The sequence below is a fragment of the Herbaspirillum sp. YR522 genome (assembly GCF_000282575.1).
Taxonomy (GTDB): Bacteria; Pseudomonadota; Gammaproteobacteria; order Burkholderiales; family Burkholderiaceae_D; genus Herbaspirillum.
Genome location: NZ_AKJA01000043.1, coordinates 21490 through 36148 on the forward strand (window position 1 = coordinate 21490; position 14659 = coordinate 36148).

14 protein-coding genes are annotated in these 14659 nt (G+C 64.5%); 9 read left to right on the plus strand and 5 right to left on the minus strand.

Going from position 1 to position 14659, the window contains the following annotated elements; all coding sequences use genetic code 11:
• The first annotated feature begins 187 nt into the window (after nucleotides 1-187).
• The 7 genes from ccoN to PMI40_RS07540 all read left to right on the plus strand — a co-directional run bounded on the left by ccoN (nucleotide 188) and on the right by PMI40_RS07540 (nucleotide 5849).
• A complete protein-coding gene (gene ccoN, locus PMI40_RS07510) occupies nucleotides 188-1615 on the plus strand; it encodes a cytochrome-c oxidase, cbb3-type subunit I (protein ID WP_008113738.1) in 1428 nt (475 codons plus the stop codon).
• A gap of 12 nt (nucleotides 1616-1627) precedes the next feature.
• Nucleotides 1628-2242, plus strand: a complete 615-nt coding sequence (gene ccoO / locus PMI40_RS07515) for a cytochrome-c oxidase, cbb3-type subunit II (protein ID WP_008113740.1) — start codon at nucleotides 1628-1630, stop codon at nucleotides 2240-2242.
• A 4-nt stretch (nucleotides 2243-2246) separates the two neighbouring features.
• Nucleotides 2247-2450, plus strand: a complete 204-nt coding sequence (locus PMI40_RS07520; protein WP_008113742.1) for a CcoQ/FixQ family Cbb3-type cytochrome c oxidase assembly chaperone — start codon at nucleotides 2247-2249, stop codon at nucleotides 2448-2450.
• Nucleotides 2443-3375, plus strand: coding sequence for a cytochrome-c oxidase, cbb3-type subunit III (ccoP, locus tag PMI40_RS07525; RefSeq protein WP_008113745.1), 933 nt, complete (start codon nucleotides 2443-2445; stop codon nucleotides 3373-3375). The genes PMI40_RS07520 and ccoP overlap by 8 nt, the downstream gene beginning before the upstream one ends.
• A 58-nt stretch (nucleotides 3376-3433) precedes the next feature.
• Nucleotides 3434-4885, plus strand: coding sequence for a cytochrome c oxidase accessory protein CcoG (gene ccoG / locus PMI40_RS07530; RefSeq protein ID WP_008113747.1), 1452 nt, complete (start codon nucleotides 3434-3436; stop codon nucleotides 4883-4885).
• A gap of 27 nt (nucleotides 4886-4912) precedes the next feature.
• Complete coding sequence (locus PMI40_RS07535; RefSeq protein WP_008113750.1) at nucleotides 4913-5461, plus strand: FixH family protein; 549 nt, start codon at nucleotides 4913-4915, stop codon at nucleotides 5459-5461.
• 130 nt (nucleotides 5462-5591) lie between these two features.
• Nucleotides 5592-5849 (plus strand): hypothetical protein, encoded by a 258-nt coding sequence (locus PMI40_RS07540; protein ID WP_008113753.1) that lies wholly within the window; start codon nucleotides 5592-5594, stop codon nucleotides 5847-5849.
• A 21-nt stretch (nucleotides 5850-5870) separates the two neighbouring features.
• Here PMI40_RS07540 and fnr read toward each other — a convergent pair whose 3' ends face one another.
• From fnr to PMI40_RS07565, 5 genes are all read right to left on the minus strand, one after another.
• Nucleotides 5871-6713, minus strand: a complete 843-nt coding sequence (gene fnr, locus PMI40_RS07545; protein ID WP_008113755.1) for a fumarate/nitrate reduction transcriptional regulator Fnr — start codon at nucleotides 6711-6713, stop codon at nucleotides 5871-5873.
• Nucleotides 6714-6995: 282 nt separating this feature from the next.
• A complete protein-coding gene (locus PMI40_RS07550; protein ID WP_008113757.1) occupies nucleotides 6996-8138 on the minus strand; it encodes a fatty acid desaturase in 1143 nt (380 codons plus the stop codon).
• Nucleotides 8139-8254: 116 nt separating this feature from the next.
• Nucleotides 8255-8881: an OmpW family protein gene (locus PMI40_RS07555; RefSeq protein ID WP_040501789.1), complete on the minus strand. Its 627-nt coding sequence runs from the start codon at nucleotides 8879-8881 to the stop codon at nucleotides 8255-8257.
• A 172-nt stretch (nucleotides 8882-9053) separates the two neighbouring features.
• Nucleotides 9054-11216, minus strand: a complete 2163-nt coding sequence (locus PMI40_RS07560) for a hypothetical protein (RefSeq protein ID WP_008113761.1) — start codon at nucleotides 11214-11216, stop codon at nucleotides 9054-9056.
• A gap of 114 nt (nucleotides 11217-11330) precedes the next feature.
• Nucleotides 11331-12398: a 1-aminocyclopropane-1-carboxylate deaminase gene (locus PMI40_RS07565; RefSeq protein WP_008113763.1), complete on the minus strand. Its 1068-nt coding sequence runs from the start codon at nucleotides 12396-12398 to the stop codon at nucleotides 11331-11333.
• Nucleotides 12399-12581: 183 nt separating this feature from the next.
• Here PMI40_RS07565 and PMI40_RS07570 point away from each other — a divergent pair, with 183 nt between their 5' ends.
• Nucleotides 12582-13043, plus strand: coding sequence for an Lrp/AsnC family transcriptional regulator (locus PMI40_RS07570; RefSeq protein WP_008113764.1), 462 nt, complete (start codon nucleotides 12582-12584; stop codon nucleotides 13041-13043).
• Nucleotides 13044-13101: 58 nt separating this feature from the next.
• Nucleotides 13102-14061 (plus strand): prolyl aminopeptidase, encoded by a 960-nt coding sequence (pip, locus tag PMI40_RS07575; protein WP_008113765.1) that lies wholly within the window; start codon nucleotides 13102-13104, stop codon nucleotides 14059-14061.
• Nucleotides 14062-14659: the final 598 nt, after the last annotated feature.

Here is a 14659-nt window from a genome sequence, read left to right on the forward strand (position 1 = left end):
CGAATGGGGAAAGCGTGGCCGCGTTGCCGATGGCATCGGGCTTGGTACCGTGGCCGCACAACCGCAAAGGGGATGCAAGAAAGCATTTTGTGTCGCTTCTTCCCATTTTGATACACGTCAATGCCCCCACCGGGGCTCCCCCGTAAGCTCGACCCGGACAAGTATCCAACACAGTGGGGAGGGTTTCGTGAGCAAAGAACTTAGCTACAACTACCAGGTAGTACGCCAGTTTTCGGTGGCGACGATCCTGTGGGGCGTAGTCGGCATGCTGGTGGGCGTAGTGATCGCCGCCCAGCTGGCCTGGCCGGAATTGAACATGGGCATACCGTGGCTCAGCTTCGGCCGGCTGCGGCCATTGCATACCAATGCGGTCATCTTCGCCTTCGGCGGCAGTGCATTGATGGCCACCTCGTACTATGTCGTGCAGCGCACCTGCCAGGTGCGGCTGTTCTGCGACTGGCTGGCCGCCTTTACATTCTGGGGCTGGCAGGTGGTGATCGTGGCGGCGGCCGTCACGCTGCCCATGGGGCTGACACGCGGCAAGGAATACGCCGAACTCGAATGGCCCATCACCATCCTCATCGCCGTGGTCTGGGTCGCCTATGCGCTGGTGTTCTTCGGCACCATCGTCAAGCGCCGCGTCCAGCACATCTACGTCGCCAACTGGTTCTACGGCGCCTTCATCATCGCCGTCGCCCTGCTGCATATCGTCAACGGCATGACCATGCCGGCCACCCTCACCAAGTCGTACTCGATGTACAGCGGCGCCCAGGACGCGATGATCCAGTGGTGGTACGGTCACAATGCGGTGGGCTTCTTCCTGACCGCCGGCTTCCTGGGGATGATGTACTACTTCATTCCCAAGCAGGTCAATCGCCCGGTGTACTCGTATCGCCTGTCGATCGTGCATTTCTGGGCCCTGATCTTCACCTACATGTGGGCCGGCCCGCACCACCTGCACTACACCGCCTTGCCCGACTGGACGCAGTCGTTGGGCATGGTGTTCTCGCTGATCCTGCTGGCGCCATCCTGGGGCGGCATGATCAACGGCATGATGACCCTGTCGGGTGCCTGGCACCAACTGCGCACCGACCCGATCCTGAAGTTCCTGGTGGTGTCGCTGTCGTTCTACGGCATGGCCACTTTCGAAGGCCCGATGATGGCCATCAAGACCGTCAACGCCTTGTCGCACTACACCGACTGGACCATCGGCCACGTCCACGCCGGCGCCTTGGGCTGGGTCGGATTCATCACCATGGGGTCGATGTACTACCTGATCCCGCGCCTGTCGGGCAAGACCGAGATGTGGAGTCGCGACCTGGTCGAGATCCACTTCTGGGTCGCCACCATCGGCATCGTGCTCTACATCGCCGCGATGTGGATCGCCGGCGTCATGCAAGGCCTGATGTGGCGCGCCGTCAATAGCGACGGCACCTTGACCTACACCTTCGTCGAGAGCGTCAAGGCAACTTATCCGTACTACGTGATCCGCCTGGTCGGGGGACTGATGTACCTGGCCGGCATGCTGGTCATGGCCTACAACACGGTGCGCACGATGTGGGGCACCAGGTTGGCGCATGCGCCGATTCCGGCGGTCGCGCCGGCCATGCATTGATTGGGGAAAGCAATGAAGTTTTCACATGAATGGATCGAAAAGAATCCCTGGCTGCTGATCGCGCTGGTGGTACTGGTGGTAAGCGTGGGCGGGCTGGCCGAGATCGTGCCGCTGTTCTTCCAGAAGTCGACCACCGAGCCGATCGCCGGCTTGAAACCCTACCCGGCGTTGCGCCTGGCCGGCCGCGACGTCTACATCCGCGAGGGCTGCTTCAATTGCCATTCGCAGATGATTCGCCCGCTGCGCGCCGAGACCGAGCGTTATGGGCACTATTCGGTGGCCGGCGAATCGGTGTACGACAACCCGTTCCAGTGGGGCTCCAAGCGTACCGGGCCGGACCTGGCGCGGGTCGGCGGGCGCTACAGCGACGAATGGCATCGCGCCCACCTGCACAATCCGCGCGACGTGGTGCCCGAGTCGAACATGCCGGCCTATCCATGGCTGGAGCGAGCCCGGCTCGACCACTACGACATCGGCGCCCGCATGCGTGCCTTGAAACGCCTGGGCCACCCCTATACCGACGAAGAGATCGCCGCCGCGCCGGCAGCGCTGGCGGGCAAGACCGAACAGGATGCGTTGATCGCCTACCTGCAGGAACTGGGCGTGTTGATCAAGGCGGAGAGATAAGAACATGAACATCGCAACATTGACCGACGCCCGCGCCCTCATCACGCTGGCCAGTTTCGTCACCTTCATCGGCATCATCTGGTGGACCTACGTCAGCCACAAGCCGGCAGACTTCAGCCAGGCCGCCATGCTGCCGTTCGCCGACGGTGATATCGGCCAGCCGGCAGCGCCCGCGCACGCCAGCGGCAGGGAGGTGCGCCATGGCTGATTTCACCAGCGGATTCTGGAACATCTGGATCATCGTGCTGACCGTACTGGGCATCGCCGGCTGCGCCTTGCTGCTCTGGCAGCAGTCCAGCTGGAAGGTCAGGCGCGACGACCAGGGCGCGCCGGGCAACACCACCGGCCACGTCTGGGACGAAGACATCACCGAACTCAACAACCCATTGCCGCGCTGGTGGATGTGGATGTTCTACCTGAGCATCGTGTTCTCGATCGGCTACCTGGTGCTGTATCCGGGCTTGGGCAACTTTGCCGGCACCTTGGGCTGGAAGTCGACCGGCGAACTGGCCCGGGATGTGCGCCAGGCCAATGCCGAGATCGGCCCGCTGTATGAGCGCTACCTGCGGCAGGACCTCAAGCAGGTCGCCAGCGATGCCCAGGCGCAGGCCATCGGCGAACGCCTGTTCCTGACCTATTGCGCCCAGTGCCATGGTTCGGACGCCCGCGGCAACAAGGGCTTTCCCAACCTGACCGACGGCGACTGGTTGCATGGCGGCGAGCCCGAGACCATCAAGCAGACCATCATGAACGGTCGCCACGGCGTGATGCCACCGATGGGCGCGGCCGTGGGCAGCGACAAGGATATCGATAACGTCGCCCACTACGTGCTGAGCCTGTCGGAATCGACCCACGACCCGATCAAGGCCGAACTGGGCAAGTCGAAGTTCGTGGCCTGCATGGCCTGCCACGGCGCCGGCGGCAAAGGCAATCCGATGCTGGGCGCGCCCAACCTGTCGGACAAGATCTGGCTCTACGGCGGCAGCCTCGACACCATCAAGGAAACCATCGTGCGCGGGCGCGACAACACCATGCCCGCCTTCGGCGATTTCCTGGGCGAGCCGCGGGTGCATGTGCTGGCCGCCTACGTCTGGAGCCTGTCGAACCGGCCCAGCAATGCGGGTGCGAAGTAAATGATCCCATTGCCCCGGCCGGTGCCGGGGCAACGGTCGTTGTGCAGGATAGAAGACCATGGATAACGCAGTCAAACCCTCCAAGCAGGCCGGGCCGCCCTCGGCGCCAGGCCGGGACGAGTACACCGTCGTCGGCATGTACCAGGCGCGCCAGCAGATCTACCCGCGCGAGATCTCCGGGCGTTACGCCAGGCTGCGCTGGCTTGCCGTGTGGTTGACCCAGCTGGTGTTCTACGGCCTGCCGTGGATCAGCTGGAACGGGCGCCAGGCGGTGCTGTTCGACCTCGCCGCACGCAAGTTCTACCTGTTCGGCCTGGTGCTGTGGCCGCAGGATTTCATCTGGCTGGCGGCGCTGCTGATCATCTGCGCGTTCGGCCTGTTCCTGTTTACCGCGATGGCCGGGCGCGTGTGGTGCGGATATGCCTGTCCGCAGACGGTCTATACCGAGATCTTCATGTGGATCGAGCGCCGCATCGAAGGCACCCGCAGCGCCCGCATGCGGCTCGACCGCCAACCGTGGTCCTGGTCCAAGCTGGCCCGCAAGGCGGCCAAGCACGGCGCCTGGGGCGTGTTGGCGTTGTGGACCGGGCTGTCCTTCGTGGGCTACTTTTCGCCGGTGCGCGAACTGGTGGGCCAGCTGGTCACGCTGGGCTTCGGTCCGTGGGAAAGCTTCTGGATCCTGTTCTATGCGCTGGCCACCTATGGCAATGCCGGCTGGATGCGCGAACAGGTCTGCAAGTACATGTGTCCCTATGCGCGCTTCCAGAGCGCCATGTTCGATCGCGATTCGCTCATCATCACCTACGATGTGCACCGCGGCGAACCGCGCATGCCGGCAGCCCGGGCCGCACGCAATACGGCCGCGGACGTGCGCAGCGGCGACTGCATCGACTGCACCATGTGCGTCCAGGTGTGCCCCACCGGCATCGATATCCGGCAGGGGCTGCAATACATGTGCATCGGGTGCGCGGCCTGCGTCGATGCCTGCAACGGCGTGATGGACAAGATCGCCCGTCCGCGCGGACTGATCCGCTACTCGACCGAGAACGCAATGGCGCAGGGCGGCTCGAACGCGGCCATCCGGCGTCGCCTGCTGCGTCCGCGCATCCTGGTCTACCTGGCGATCCTGACGGTGGTGGTGCTGGCGTTCTCGGCCTCGCTCTGGAGCCGCGTGCCGTTGAAGCTCGATGTGCTGCGCGACCGCGGCTCGATGGGGCGCGAGGTGGAGGAGGGCATCGTCGAAAACGTCTATCGCCTGCAGGTGATCAATACCGACGAGCACAGCCATCGCTATCGCATCAGCGTCGATGGGCTGCCCGGCCTGGTGGTGGCGCCGAGCGATCCGATCGAGGCTGGCCCCACGCAGACCTTGTCGGTGCCGGTGCGGGTGCGGGCACCACATGGCGTGGGCCAGGCGGGTTCCAACAAGATCCGTTTTCACCTGCAGGACGAACGCGACGCCGCGCTGGCGGTGAGCGAAAAGGCAGTCTTCATCGTACCGCGCCGTTGAGTGGCGCATTCTGGAAAGAGGTTGATCATGCAAGGCAATGGCAAGGCTTTATCCGCCCCGGTGGCGCCCTGGTACCGCCACCGCTGGCCCTGGCTGCTGATGTCCGGACCGGCCGTGGTGGTGGTGGCCGGTCTGCTGACGGTGTGGCTGGCGGTGGTAAGGGGCGACGCGCTGGTGGCTGACGACTACTACAAGCAGGGCAAGGCCATCAACCAGGACCTGCGGCGCGACCGTGAGGCCTGGCGCCTGGGCGCGCGCCTGGAGGTCGGCTTCGATCCGGCCGCGGGCTCGTTGCGCGGCAGGCTGGCGCTGCGCGGCACGCCGCAGGCCGGCGAAGAAGGACGGACATTGTATTTGTCGCTGGTCCACCCGACCCAGCCCCCGCGCGACCGGGCGCTGGTGATACAGACCGCCGCCGACGGCAGTTTCTCGCTGCCCATGGGCGAGCTGGAACAGGCGCGCTGGCGCATGGTGGTCGAGGACGGCAGTCGTCGCTGGCGCCTGCATGGCAGCTGGAACTGGCCGCAGCAGCGCCAGGCGGTACTGAGCGCTGAAAACTACGCGCCGGCAGAGTAAGGGGCCGGCGCCGTGCTTCGACAACGGCCCAGCCCGGTACCAGAGCCGGCCACGAGAGCCGTCCACAAGACCGGCACATGATCCCGATGCCGGTGTACCGGGCCCGTGACTTGCAATGGAGGAGACCGCAATGCGCAGCGTACGACGCAACATCGCCGTGGTCGGCTGGCTGGCTTTCTTGATGGCCGTGGCCGCCGAAGGCATTTTCTTTTCGATGACCGAACCGATCCTGCTGGCGCAGGCGATGGGCGTCGAGTCGCCCGACGCGCTGGGCGTCTATACCCTCGGTTTCTTGGGTTTCTGGGGAAGTTTCACACTGTGCGGCCTGCTGGCCGTGTGCTTGACGCAGGAGCTGCCGCAGGCCGGCCGGCCGCGTCGGCCGGCCTGACCCGGCAGCGGGCCAGGCCCGTCAGCCGGCTGCGCCTGCCGTGGCCAGGTTGCCAGGCACGGCACCGGCGTCGACGCCGGCGGCCAGCTTCTTGAGCGCACCCAGGTCGACCACCTCGACGTCGCGTTGCTCCACGGCCAGCAAGCCCTGCTTGCGGAACTTGGAGATCAGGCGGCTGATGCTCTCGATGGTCAGTCCGAGGTAATTGCCCACGTCCTGGCGCGTCATGCGCAATTGAAAGCGGGTCGGTGAATAGCCGCGCGCCGCGTAGCGCGACGACAGGTTGACCAGGAACGCCGCAAAGCGCTGTTCGGCGCGCATGTTGCCCAGCAGCATGATGACGTTCTGCTCGCTGGTGATTTCGTGGCTCATCATGCGATGGAAGTGGCGCAGCAGCATCGGCATCTGGCCGAACAGCTGTTCCAGCCGCGCAAAGGGGATCTCGCATACTTCGCTGTCCTGCAGCGCCATGGCGTCGCACTGGTGGCGTTCGGTGCCGATGGCATCCATGCCCAGCAATTCGCCTGGCATCTGGAAACCGGTGATCTGGCGGTCGCCGTCGAGGTTTTCCTGGTAGGTCTTGAAGTGACCCACGCGCACCGCATAGAGCGCCGTGAAGCGGTCGCCGATGCGGTACAGGAACTCGTCGCGCGCGACCTTGCGGCGGCCGATGATCTTGTCCAGTCGCTTCATGTCCGATTCTTCCAGCCCCATGGGCAGGCACAACTGGTGCATGCCGCAGGCGGTGCAGCTACGCAGGGCAGAGCAACTGGCGGCTTCGCGGGCGGCGGTCAGCGACGACATCTGGTGTAGCTGGGCAGGCGCGATGGCGGGCGAAGGAGTACGGAGTGCAGGCTGGTTCATACAATGTTCCCGGCGGACATGAAATCGTTGCGATCTTGAATGGCTTCATTCTAAGTCGCCGGCGGCATCGCCAGGCAACGCTATGCCGGAATCAGACGGCAATACTTGTCCCAGATCAAACAAGTGGCAGACAGCGGCCAGGGCGGGCTGGGGTGGCGGGCGAGGAGGTGCGGTCTTGATGGGGGGAATCGGGCGGTATCGCGGGGTTTCCGGGGACCCGCGACTGCCCTTCCATGCGGCCGTCTTGTTGTTCAAACGAAAAGGATGGGGGCTCGCCGGGCGTCAGCCGGCGCCGCCGTCGAGCGTCGGCATGGGCAAGGGCTTACTGGTGGGGCGGCCCTTGAAATCGGTCCAGCACAGGCGGTCATAGTCGTACAGCTTGCAGCGGCGGGCGGTATCGAAGTACCAGCGCCACGAGAAACGCTGGATCACGATGCGTCCGGGCAGCATGGTCTCGAGTTTCTTCTGGGCCTGCTTGAGGCGGTACAGCGGCACGCTCATGTCGACGTGGTGGGCCGTGTGTTCCATGATGTGGTGCAAGGCACTTCCCATCCAGCGGCCGAAGGTCAGGTGGACGGTGGTCGACACGAAGGGCTGGGCGGCGGCCCAGGTCGCCTTGTCCTGGTACCAGGCCACCGAGGTATGAGTGTGATGCACGTACACCACGAAGCCCATCATGGCCTTCCAGAACAGGATCGGAATCGCAAAGCCGCTGACCAGCAGCGTCCAGGACGACTGCCCGGTGGCGTCGGCAGCCCAGGCCAGGCCAGCGATCCAGGCTGCCGCCACGGCCGTGACCAGTATGCCGTCCCAGATGAATTCGGCGCGCCGGGTGGGCATCTGCTTTCTGGAGGGGAAGTACATGCGCTTCCACCACATGTCGATCATGTAGTACAGGCCGGGCCCCAGCCCGCTGCGATAGACCCGCTCCAGCTGGCGGCGCCACCGCGGAAGGGCACGGAACTCCGCGATCGAACGCGGTTGCCAGACGAAATCGAAGCCCTTGAGGTTGGTGTAGCCGTGGTGCACCACGTTGTGACCCACCGCCCACAGGCTGTAGGGCGTCAGCGACGGCATGAACAGCAGGCGACCGAGCCAGGTATTGAGGCGGCGGTTGGGCGTAAAGCTCTGGTGGCAGGCATCGTGGCCGAGGATGAACAGGCGGCCGATGACGAAGCCCGTGACCAGGCCCAGCACGATCTTGGCCCACAGCCATGGGGTCCAGACGATGGCGGCCAGGCCGGCGCCGAACAGGGTGAAATCGAGCGCCGAGAGTAACAGCGCGATGGTGGTGCTGCGACGGCTGATCGGGATCACCCACGAGCGGATGATCTTGCGATGCGGCATCGGCGCACCAGGGGCGACCGGCGTGGCGTGCCCTGGGTGCCCGGGGTGCCCGTGGGCGGGCGTGGTCGAGAGTGTCATGAGAGCTCTTGATGCGATCAAACGAAAAAAGGGGCGGCAGAGGCGACACGGCGCGCCCGGTCATCGGCGATGGCCGGGCGCGCTGCTGGCCGCCCCTGGGACAGGCTGGCGCAGGATCAGAAGCGGTAGCCGACACCCACGCCGAACAGCCACGGATCGATCTTGACGGTGCTGATCCTGGTGCCGCCGAGCTTCACATCGCTCTGGATCTGGACCTTCTTGATGTCGAAGTTGATCAGCCAGTGGCGGTCGATCTTGATGTCCAGGCCGGCTTGCAGGGCGCCGCCGACGCTGTTGCTGTCGAGCGAGGCGCCATCGTTGAGCACGTGCACGTCCGAAATGCGGGTGTAGTTGATGCCGGCGCCCAGGTAGGGCGAGAAGCGTGCCTCGGGCGTGAAATGGTATTGCAGCAGCAGCGTCGGTGGCAGGTGCTTGAAGGTGCCGATCTTCTGGCCATCCAGGCGCACGTCATGTTGCTGCGGATAGGTCAGGATCAGTTCGGCGGCCCAGTTGGGGCTGAAGAAATAACTGATGTCGACCTCCGGGATGGTCTTGGAGCTGACCGACAGGCGGTCCGACGCGCCCACGCCGCCGACCGGGTCGGACTTGTTGTCGGGGCTGATGTTGACGGCGCGCACGCGCACCAGCCAGGGGCTCTGTGCTTCTTGCGCGCAGGCCGCCGGAGCGGCGAACGACGAAGTCAATGCTGCGGCGGCAGCGGCGATGGTGATGATTTTTTTCACGGCTTTTACCTGTCGAGTGAGGATGAGCGAAAGGTACGCCGCTATCGGCAGCCGGGCCTTGATGCTGATCAAGGGGGCGTCATCGGCGCTGGACGATGCGTGCCCGATGCCCGGGGATGAAAGCCGTTGCCGCCGGTTCAGGCCGATTTGGGCTGCCGGCAGCGATGTGCGCTCAGGCCACCACGCCGGGTCCACCGCTGGCATAGACCGTCCCGGCCGCATTGGTGGCGATCTGCTGCAGCGACAAGGTGGCGCCCCTGTCCTGTGGTCCTGGTGTGTAGCGTGGCGCGTTCGTCGGCGATCCGCTGGCCACCACCACGCCGTCGCGCAGGATCTGTTGCACCAGCGTGCCATGCGGGCGCCACATGATGGCACCCCAGTGGATCGCCAGCGGCATGCCGATCCGTGGCGGCGCCGCGAAGCCGGGGGCCATCACGACCTGCGGCACCTGGTTGGCGCGCGAATTGATCAACTGTTTCATGAAGGGCTTGTGCGCCACCAGGATGTCGCGCATGGCCCATTGGGTGCGCTGTGACGGATGCAGCAGGTCATGCGACCGGGTAAGCCTGAGTTCGGCGCCGACGGCGTGGGCGCGGATGATACGCGATGCCCACGCCGGCGATACGGGGTTGGCCTGGGAGCGCCGCCCGCCGTTGAGCACCACCTGGTAGTCGCGTTCGGCCAACCTGGTCACGGCGGTAACGATACCGACCTTGCTGGTGGTGTCCACATTGTCGGTGCCCGGTTCGAACACCAGCGTGTCGCCGATGGCTGGTGCCACGCTGACCCGGCAGACGTTGGTAGTGGCCGCCGCCACCGGCGCCACCAGCGTGGCCTGGTAGGGGTCGACGCCCCAGCGGTCCATCTGTACCGGGTCGCGGGCGGCGGCGGCGGTATCGATGGTCAGCGCCGCGCCACCGGCCACGCCGGCCATCAACCATTCATGCAGCTTGCGAAACGAACCGCTGGCCGAATCGGTATTGGCCAGGTCCACCGGCGCCTGGTCGGCCACGGTGGTGCCGCGGGTATTGTTGGCCGCGGTGGTGTAGGGCGTGATGGTGGTCTGGAAGATCGGCACCTGCGGCCAGGCGGCGGCCATCTTGGCATAGGCGCGCCGGAAGGTGTTCTGGGCCGCCGCCAGCGCATTGCCGCCACCCAGCGCATTGCGTCCGTGCTGGTGGACGATGGCGTTGAACATCGGTTCGCGCTGCAGCAGCTTCATGCACGCGTCGAGCGCATCGACCAGGTTGCGCCCGCCCAGGTTGTTGAGGTTGTCGGTGTACAGCGTCACGGGTGAACTGGCCCAGCGTGACAGGTGCATGTAGTTCCACGCGCCCGAGCCGGTGTCGCCCAGCGCCTCGCGCACGAATCCGATGTCGCCGCGCGGGCTGGCCAGGGCGGCCGAGACATTGCTGCCGTCCTCGATCGAATCGCCGAAGATCGCCACTACCGGGCGCTCGCCATCCCAGCCCCTGGCGGCCAGCATGGCCGGCGCGAAATAGCCGCCCAGGGCCGAGCCGACACCGGCGGTGTTGATGGCGGAGCGGGCCAGTTCGGGGCCCTTGGCGTCGCGCGCCGATTCCCCGGCCAGGAAGAATCCCTGGTCGGCCGGCCAGGCACCGGAGGCGCTGGGCATGTGGAACAACACATCCAGGAAATAGGTGGAGTCGGCGGCCAGGTCGGCAATGGGGTCGTTCCAGCTGCGCTCGCCCGGCGCCAGCGTCTTGCTGGTCGCGCCACCCCACTTGACCGTGTCGACCAGGCCATTGGCGGCATCCCGTATCTCGACCCGGTCCAGCGCGATGGGGAACATCCCGTCCAGCAGCGCGCTGACCGAATTGGCGGCATTGAGCCACAGGAAACGTCCGGCGGTGGCGGCCCAGGTGGTCGAGAACTTGTAGCGCCGACTGAAGTGGCTGGCGGCCAGCGTGCCGTTGCCACCGGACCGGCCGGTGCCATCGCCGGCCTTCCAGCCGGTGTCGGTGATACCCCACTCGGTGGCCAGGCCGAAGCGATTCGACGCGATCATGTAGCGCTGCGCTGCGTTCGAGCTCGGCAGCGCCAGCCCCGCCGAGTGAAAGTCGATATCGCCCACCGTGACGCAAAAGCGCAGCCGGCAGCTGGCCGTCGCGTGTGCCGGGGTCAGGTCGTCCAGCTGCAGCACATAGGCCAGTTCGTGCTGGCCGGCAATGTCGACGAAGCCGTGCCCGGTGTCGCGTTGCCAGCGTCCGCCCGCGGCCGACCAGCCGACCGGCAGCAGGGCATGGACGGCGGTGCCGACCACCAGTTCACCCACAGGAAAAACACTCAGCTGATTCGACTCTACACCACGCATGGACATCCCTTAGACCGTCGCAGGCATTGCGACCCCGGCCAAGGATACTGCATCGGGCATGAAAAAAGCGCAGCCCCCGGGTGGGGACTGCGCCCGCGGCCGGCCCGGGGCGACCTATTGCTCGAAACGCGCCTCGCGCGCCAGCTTGGTCAGGTTTTCCGGGTCTTCGAAGGCCTTGTAGTAGGCATTGAGCGCGGGCGCCCCGCCCAGGTGGGCATACAGTACCCGCTGGCCCTTGAAGTGGCCCTTCCTGGCCATGTCGATCAGGCCATCGATGGATTTACCCTCGTAGACCGGGTCGGTGAGCATCGCTTCCGTCTCGGCGGCGGTGCGGATGGCGGCGATGGTCCGTTCGCTCGGCAAGCCATAGGCCGGGCCGCTGTAGTCCGGGATGATCTCGATGTCGGCGTCCTTGACGACTACCCGGCGTCCGCCCTTGGCCGCGATCAGCTCGCAGGTGTCGTTGGCGATCTTGGTCACGGCGCGGCGTGTCATGGCTTCGTCGTCGGCGGTGTCGATGCCGATCACGCGGCGGCGTTTTTCCTGCGCCGCAAAGCCGACCACCATGCCGGCCTGGGTCGAACCGGTACAGGTCGCCACCACCACGTTATCGAAGAAGATGCCCAACTGCTGTTCCTGCATCGCCACTTCATCGGCGAAGTTGGCGTAACCCAGGCCACCCAGCGGATGGTCGGATGCCCCGGCCGGAATCGGATAGGGCTTGCCGCCGTTCTTGCGGACCTCTTCCAGTGCCCGGGTCCAGGTGTCTTTCTCGGTGGTCGAATAACCGTAGCCGCCCATGATCGGATTGCCGCCCATGATGCGCGTCAACAGGATGTTGCCGACCTTGTCGTAGACCGGGTCGTCCCATTCCAGCCAGGTTTCCTGCACGGTATAGGATTTCATGCCCACCGCGGCGGCCGCCGCGCATACCTGGCGCGTGTGGTTGGACTGGATATTGCCGATCGACACCAGCGTATCGCAGCCCTTGGCCAGTGCATCGGCCACCAGCCACTCCAGCTTGCGGATCTTGTTGCCGCCGAAGGCCAGGCCCGATGACACGTCGTCGCGCTTGGCCCAGATTTCCACGTCCAGCATGGCCGATAGCCGTTCCAGTTTATGCAGAGGGGAGGGGAAGAATCCCAGCGTCTTGCGCGGGAACAGTTTGTCGAGTGCCAGCATGAAAGTGCTCCGGTTGAGTGTGGTTGAAATGCGCGATTCGGGTCGAATCGACAGCCTCAACTCTACGCAATGTGCAAATAATGGTGCTTCCGATTTTGTGGCAATATTCGAATCAATGAAGTCAATATCTCTATGTGACCGGTAGGATATTTAGCATAAATAAACGTTATAGGAATTAAATTCATGACCCTGGATCGGCTCGACAAGCGCATCCTCAAGGTGCTGCAGAAGGATGGACGCATCGCCAATGCCGACCTGGCCAAGAAGGTCGGCACCAGTACCACCTCGTGCTGGAACCATACCAGGCGACTGATGGACGAGGGCTATGTGAAGGAGGTGCGCGCCATACTCGATCCCGACAAGCTTGGCTTGCCGGTGCTGGTGACGGTGGGGGTGGTGCTGGACCGTTCCACGCCGGAGAGCTTCGCCGAATTCGAGAAGGCGGTACGCGACATTGCGGCGGTCCAGGAGTGCCTGCTGCTGGCTGGCGAGTTCGACTACTGGATCAAGTTACGCGTCAAGGACCTGCAAGCCTTCAACCGCCTGCATGCCAATGTCTTGTTGCGCTTGCCTGGGGTGCGCCAGTTGCGCTCGTTCTTCGTGCTGAGCGAAGTCAAGAACAGCATCGAGCTGGTGGTCGAATAAACGTTTTTCGACTAGGTCTTATACTGTGTCTTTCTTCTATTGCTGACTGGATTGCCCGATGAGCTCTACTGAACTGCGCACTTTCTATCCTCCCATCGAACCTACCGAGCATGGTCTGCTCGACGTCGGCGACGGACATCAGGTGTACTGGGAAGTGTGTGGCAACCCCCAGGGCAAGCCGGTGGTTTTCCTGCATGGCGGCCCTGGCGGTGGTTGTGGTCCGTCGCATCGGCGCCTGTTCAATCCCGAGAAATACCGCATCGTGTTGTTCGACCAGCGCGGCTGTGGCCGGTCGCGCCCGCATGCCAACCTGGACGCCAACACCACCTGGGATCTGGTTGCCGACATCGAGCGGCTGCGTGTGCTGCTGGGCATCGAGCGCTGGCAGGTATTCGGTGGGTCGTGGGGTAGCACCTTGGCGCTGGCCTATGCCCAGACCCATCCGGAGCGCGTGACCGAACTGGTCTTGCGCGGCATCTTTTTGTTGCGCCAGGCCGAGCTCGACTGGTACTACCAGGAAGGGGCCTCGTGGCTGGCGCCGGACCGCTGGGAGGAGTTCATCGCGCCGATTCCCGAAGCCGAGCGGGGCGACCTGATGGCGGCGTTTCGGCGTCGCCTGACCGGCCCCGACGAGGAGGCCAAGCTGGAGGCGGCGCGTGCCTGGAGCCGCTGGGAGGCCAGCACCATCACGCTGGTAGCCGACCGCGGCATGATCGATGGTTTCAACGACGCGCATTTCGCGCTGGCCTTTGCGCGCATCGAGAACCATTATTTCGTCAACCGGGGGTTCATGGAGGAAGGGCAGTTGCTGGCCAATGCCTCGCGCCTGAAGGGCATCCCCGGTGTGATCGTGCAAGGCCGCTACGACATCTGCACCCCGCCCAAGTCGGCATGGGACCTGCATCGCGCATGGCCCGACGCCCAGCTGCACCTGGTCGACAGCGCCGGGCATGCCTATAACGAACCCGGTATTCTGGATCAGTTGATTCGTGCTACGGACGGGTTTGCGGATCGGTAGATGTGGGTTGGACGAGCCTGCTGAGCTTTTCTTGGCTGTCTGGTCTTGCTGCATGTGGATGGTGCATGCCGATGTAGTGGTCTAATTATCTTAGTGCCGGGGCGTGGTGAACGCTCTTGGGCTGTCTGCTCTTGCTGCATGTTGATGTACTGGTTTAATTATCTGGCGACAGTGCTTGATGAACGCTCTTGGGCCGTCTGCTCTTGCTGCATGCAGATGTACTGGCTTTATGCTTATCACTCTCCGGTCGAAGGGACTCGCCGGGAGTCCGCCCGGCAGCGGACCCTCTTTCTTGCACGCCAAGAAAGAGGGGCAAAGAAGGCGCCCCACTCCGCAGCCCCTTCGGGGTCCCCGCTGTCACGGCCCGAACAGGGGGAAGGCCAGAGTCGCTACGCTCCGGCTGTCCTTCTGATCCCCTGTTCGACCCGCGCCAGCGGCTGCTCCGAATGGGGAAAGCGTGGCCGCCTCGCCTTCGGCATCGGGCTGGGTACCGTGATAACGCTATCGATGGCGCTCTTTTTGCCTGAAATTCGGTCGGACTAAGTAAATGCTTAGCGCTGGTGCTCCTTCGACAAACTCAGGACAGGCTTCGATACAG

Bases quoted from the DNA above. Each gene is read 5' to 3' on its own strand.
- pip (WP_008113765.1), top strand. From the start codon at position 13,102: ATGAGCTCTACTGAACTGCGCACTTTCTATCCTCCCATCGAACCTACC.
- PMI40_RS07560 (WP_008113761.1), bottom strand. From the start codon at position 11,216: ATGCGTGGTGTAGAGTCGAATCAGCTGAGTGTTTTTCCTGTGGGTGAA.
- ccoG (WP_008113747.1), top strand. From the start codon at position 3,434: ATGGATAACGCAGTCAAACCCTCCAAGCAGGCCGGGCCGCCCTCGGCG.
- PMI40_RS07570 (WP_008113764.1), top strand. From the start codon at position 12,582: ATGACCCTGGATCGGCTCGACAAGCGCATCCTCAAGGTGCTGCAGAAG.
- PMI40_RS07520 (WP_008113742.1), top strand. From the start codon at position 2,247: ATGAACATCGCAACATTGACCGACGCCCGCGCCCTCATCACGCTGGCC.
- fnr (WP_008113755.1), bottom strand. From the start codon at position 6,713: ATGAACCAGCCTGCACTCCGTACTCCTTCGCCCGCCATCGCGCCTGCC.
- ccoP (WP_008113745.1), top strand. From the start codon at position 2,443: ATGGCTGATTTCACCAGCGGATTCTGGAACATCTGGATCATCGTGCTG.
- PMI40_RS07540 (WP_008113753.1), top strand. From the start codon at position 5,592: ATGCGCAGCGTACGACGCAACATCGCCGTGGTCGGCTGGCTGGCTTTC.
- PMI40_RS07550 (WP_008113757.1), bottom strand. From the start codon at position 8,138: ATGACACTCTCGACCACGCCCGCCCACGGGCACCCCGGGCACCCAGGG.
- PMI40_RS07535 (WP_008113750.1), top strand. From the start codon at position 4,913: ATGCAAGGCAATGGCAAGGCTTTATCCGCCCCGGTGGCGCCCTGGTAC.
- PMI40_RS07565 (WP_008113763.1), bottom strand. From the start codon at position 12,398: ATGCTGGCACTCGACAAACTGTTCCCGCGCAAGACGCTGGGATTCTTC.
- ccoO (WP_008113740.1), top strand. From the start codon at position 1,628: ATGAAGTTTTCACATGAATGGATCGAAAAGAATCCCTGGCTGCTGATC.